This window comes from Streptomyces sp. MK37H (assembly GCF_018035285.1).
GTDB lineage: Bacteria > Actinomycetota > Actinomycetes > Streptomycetales > Streptomycetaceae > Streptomyces > Streptomyces endocoffeicus.
The window spans coordinates 1-3,315 of the sequence record NZ_JAAAYH010000664.1 but is presented as its reverse complement, the minus strand read 5'-3'; the positions used below and the strand labels follow the sequence as shown (position 1 = coordinate 3,315).

The 3,315-nt window shown below is 75.1% G+C and carries 1 protein-coding gene and 2 pseudogenes; 1 reads left to right on the top strand and 2 read right to left on the bottom strand.

Annotated elements, in window-relative coordinates:
- Both GWI24_RS42355 and purD read right to left on the bottom strand, forming a co-directional pair.
- A pseudogene (locus tag GWI24_RS42355) lies at positions 1 to 1,229 on the bottom strand (hypothetical protein); the annotation flags it as partial.
- Positions 1,230 to 1,557: 328 nt separating this feature from the next.
- Positions 1,558 to 2,823, bottom strand: coding sequence for a phosphoribosylamine--glycine ligase (gene purD / locus GWI24_RS42350; protein WP_210951340.1), 1,266 nt, complete (start codon positions 2,821 to 2,823; stop codon positions 1,558 to 1,560).
- A gap of 343 nt (positions 2,824 to 3,166) precedes the next feature.
- Between purD and GWI24_RS46445 the strand changes: the two are divergent.
- Positions 3,167 to 3,315 (top strand): annotated as a pseudogene (locus GWI24_RS46445) (hypothetical protein); the annotation flags it as partial.

Sequence of the window (3,315 nt, the reverse complement as noted above, 5' to 3'; positions counted from 1 at the left end):
CCCGCACCGGCCGGGAGCTGCTCGCCGACCACGTCACCGCCATGGTCTGCTGCGCCGCCGTGGAAGAGCCGGGCGGCGAGCAGCGAGGTGGCCTCGTCCATCACCCCGGGCTCCTCCAGCAGGTCGCAGGCCGGGCGCTCGCTCAGCCGGGAGGTGAACCCCTCGGCGAGCCGGTCGCGGCGGGAGAGCTCGGTGAGCGCCGAGACGACGCCCGCGTCCAGCCGGGAGGGCCAGCGGCCCATCCGCCAGGCGGGCAGCGCGACCCGGGTCAGCAGCCGGTCCCAGCCCGCGTAGGCGAGGCCCACCTGCTCCTGGGCGACGATCCGCAGCCCGTAGTCCACCGTCCGGGCCCGCTCGGAGGCGGCCGCGGCGACCGCGCGCTCCATCTCGGCCGCGTGGTCCCGGCAGCCGCGCAGCAGCAGCCGGGCCACCCAGCCGACGAAGCCGAAGGCGGGCCGGCGCACCGCCGCCACCAGGGCGGGCGCGGGCCCGGACGACGGCTCGCCGCCATGGGCCGCGACGGCCACGGCGGCGTCCAGCCCGCGCACGAACCGGCGGGCGGAGGCTATGTCGGGGTGGACGGACGGGCCGGTGCCCGCGACCACCGGGGCGAGCAGCGCGCGCAGCTCGGCGACCCGCATCCACCACAGGAACGGCGAGCCGATCACCAGCACCGGCGCCCGCGGGGCGCGCCGCTCGGGGCGGTCCACGACCCGGTCCTGGCCGGGCCCTCTGGTGCCGCGTACCGGGCGGGGCTCCTCGACCGCGAGGGCACCGCGGTCCCGGCGCTCCCGCCGGTTGGCGTGCGCCGGATGCGTACGGTCCTCCAGCCAGCTGTCGCAGTCCGGGGTGAGCGCTATGGCCGAGGGCGCGGGGACCTCCAGGCGCTCGGCCAGATCGCGGACCAGCTGATAGAGGTCGGGCGCGGTCTCCTCGGCGATGTGCACCGTCGGGGTGAGCGCGGGCCTGGCCCGGACGACCACGGCGGCCACGGCCGCCGCCAGCAGCAGGACCACCAGGGCGCCCCCGGTCACCACCCAGCGCAGGGCCGTCCAGCCCTCGTCCTGGGAGCCGCCGATACTGCCGGTGGCGCTTCCGGCCAGCAGCACTACGGCGGCGGCGGCCGGGAGGAGTGCGACCGCGAGCGCGGTGCTCCGGATGCGCAGTACCGCGAGGGCGCGGGCACGCGCCGCCAGGGCACCTGCTTCGGTACCTGCCACGGTTCTCATCACCCCCTACTGTCCGGCCGGTGTTTGAACAGCGGACGACGGCGGCGTTGTTTTCTCCCCACCCACTGTCGCACCGGCCGCCGACTCCGCAATGCCGGTGGGCCAGTTGCCGCACCTCGCCTGAGCGGCACACTAGTTGGGGGCCGGGCGCGCGTCAGCAGGATGCGGAACCGCTCACCCAATGGAATGGCCTTGGGTAAAACCGGGAACTTCGCGATGGCGACGCCGGGCCCCGTGTGAACAGGCGGAAGCGGCCTTCCGGACCGTTCACCGGCCCGCTCGAGCCCCCGGTTGAGACACTTCTTACAGCGTCTCTTCGCTAGGCCGCTTACGAATCCGCTTCGGCCGCCGCCTTCGCCGCGATGTCGGAGCGGTGGTGGGAGCCCTCCAGGCCGATCCGGCCCACCGCGCGGTACGCCCGTTCGCGGGCCTTCGCCAGGTCGGAGCCGGTCGCGGTGACGGAGAGCACCCGGCCGCCCGCGCTCACCACCTCACCGGACGCGCCGTCCCGCTTGGTGCCCGCGTGCAGGACGTACGCCTTGGGGCCGTCCTTCTCCGCCACCTCGTCCAGCCCGGTGATCGGGTCGCCGGTACGGGGGGTGCCCGGGTAGTTGTGCGAGGCGAGGACCACGGTCACGGCGGCGCCGTCGCTCCAGCGCAGCGGCGGCTCGGCCGCCAGACGGCCGGTGGCGGCGGCGAGCAGCACCGCGGCCAGCGGGGTCTTCAGCCGGGCCAGCACCACCTGGGTCTCCGGGTCGCCGAAGCGCGCGTTGAACTCGATCACGCGCACGCCCCGCGAGGTGATCGCCAGGCCCGCGTACAGCAGCCCGGAGAAGGGCGTGCCGCGGCGGTGCAGCTCGTCGACGGTGGGCTGGCAGATCGTGGCCACGACCTCGTCCACCAGGGCGGGGTCCGCCCAGGGCAGCGGGGAGTACGCACCCATGCCGCCGGTGTTCGGGCCCTCGTCGCCGTCGTGGGCGCGCTTGAAGTCCTGGGCGGGCTGGAGCGGGACCACGGTCTCGCCGTCGGTGATCGCGAAGAGGGAGACCTCCGGGCCGTCCAGGAACTCCTCGATCACCACCCGGCCGCAGGCCAGCGCGTGTGCGCGGGCGGCCTCGACATCCTCGGTCACCACGACGCCCTTGCCCGCGGCGAGGCCGTCGTCCTTGACGACGTACGGCGGGCCGAAGGCGTCCAGCGCCTCGTCGACCTCGGCGGGGCTGGTGCACACATAGGCGCGGGCGGTGGGCACGCCCGCCGCCGCCATCACGTCCTTGGCGAACGCCTTGGAGCCCTCCAGCTGCGCGGCCTCGGCGGACGGCCCGAAGGCCGGGATCCCGCGCTCGCGCACGGCGTCGGCCACCCCCGCCACGAGGGGGGCCTCCGGCCCCACGACCACCAGGCCCGCCCCCAGGGAGGCGGCGAGGTCGGCGACGGCGGCACCGTCGAGCGCGTCGACCGCGTGCAGCTCGGCCACCTCGGCGATGCCGGCGTTGCCGGGGGCGCAGTGCAGTGCGGTGACGTCGGGGTCGAGGGAGAGAGCGCGGCACAGGGCATGTTCGCGGGCGCCGCCGCCGATGACGAGGACCTTCACGATAGGCAGCCTATTGCCTGGGGCGGCGGGCGCTGTGCGGCGGGGGCCGCGGCGCGGTCCGAGTGCGGCTCGAATGCGGTTCGAATACGGCTCGAATACGGTTCGAGGGCGGCTCGGCGCGGTTCGGCCTGGGTCCCCGTGCGAGCCCCTGCGCCGTAAGCGGGGGCACTCTTTTGGGTGAGGAGTGGGCGGTCCTATACCCGATGGGGCAGCCCTTACGGGCTGAAATCCGGTGATCGGGTCCTCGTGGCCAGCCGTTCGGCGGTAGGAATGGTGGTCGCGCGTCAGCCGCGCGCAGGAAAGACGCCGCCGCAGAGGGAGTCGCACGGTGAGTCAGCCGGAGATGCAGCCCGAGGGGCTCCCTCGACAGGAGGGTGCGAGGAAGCAGGGCGACCTGCTCGGCCGGCCCTTCCCGCACGGCGACTGGGGGGAGCCCGCGGAGCGGCTCGACGAGTTGTACCAGTGGGTCGAGGAGGGCGCGCTGGAGGTCGC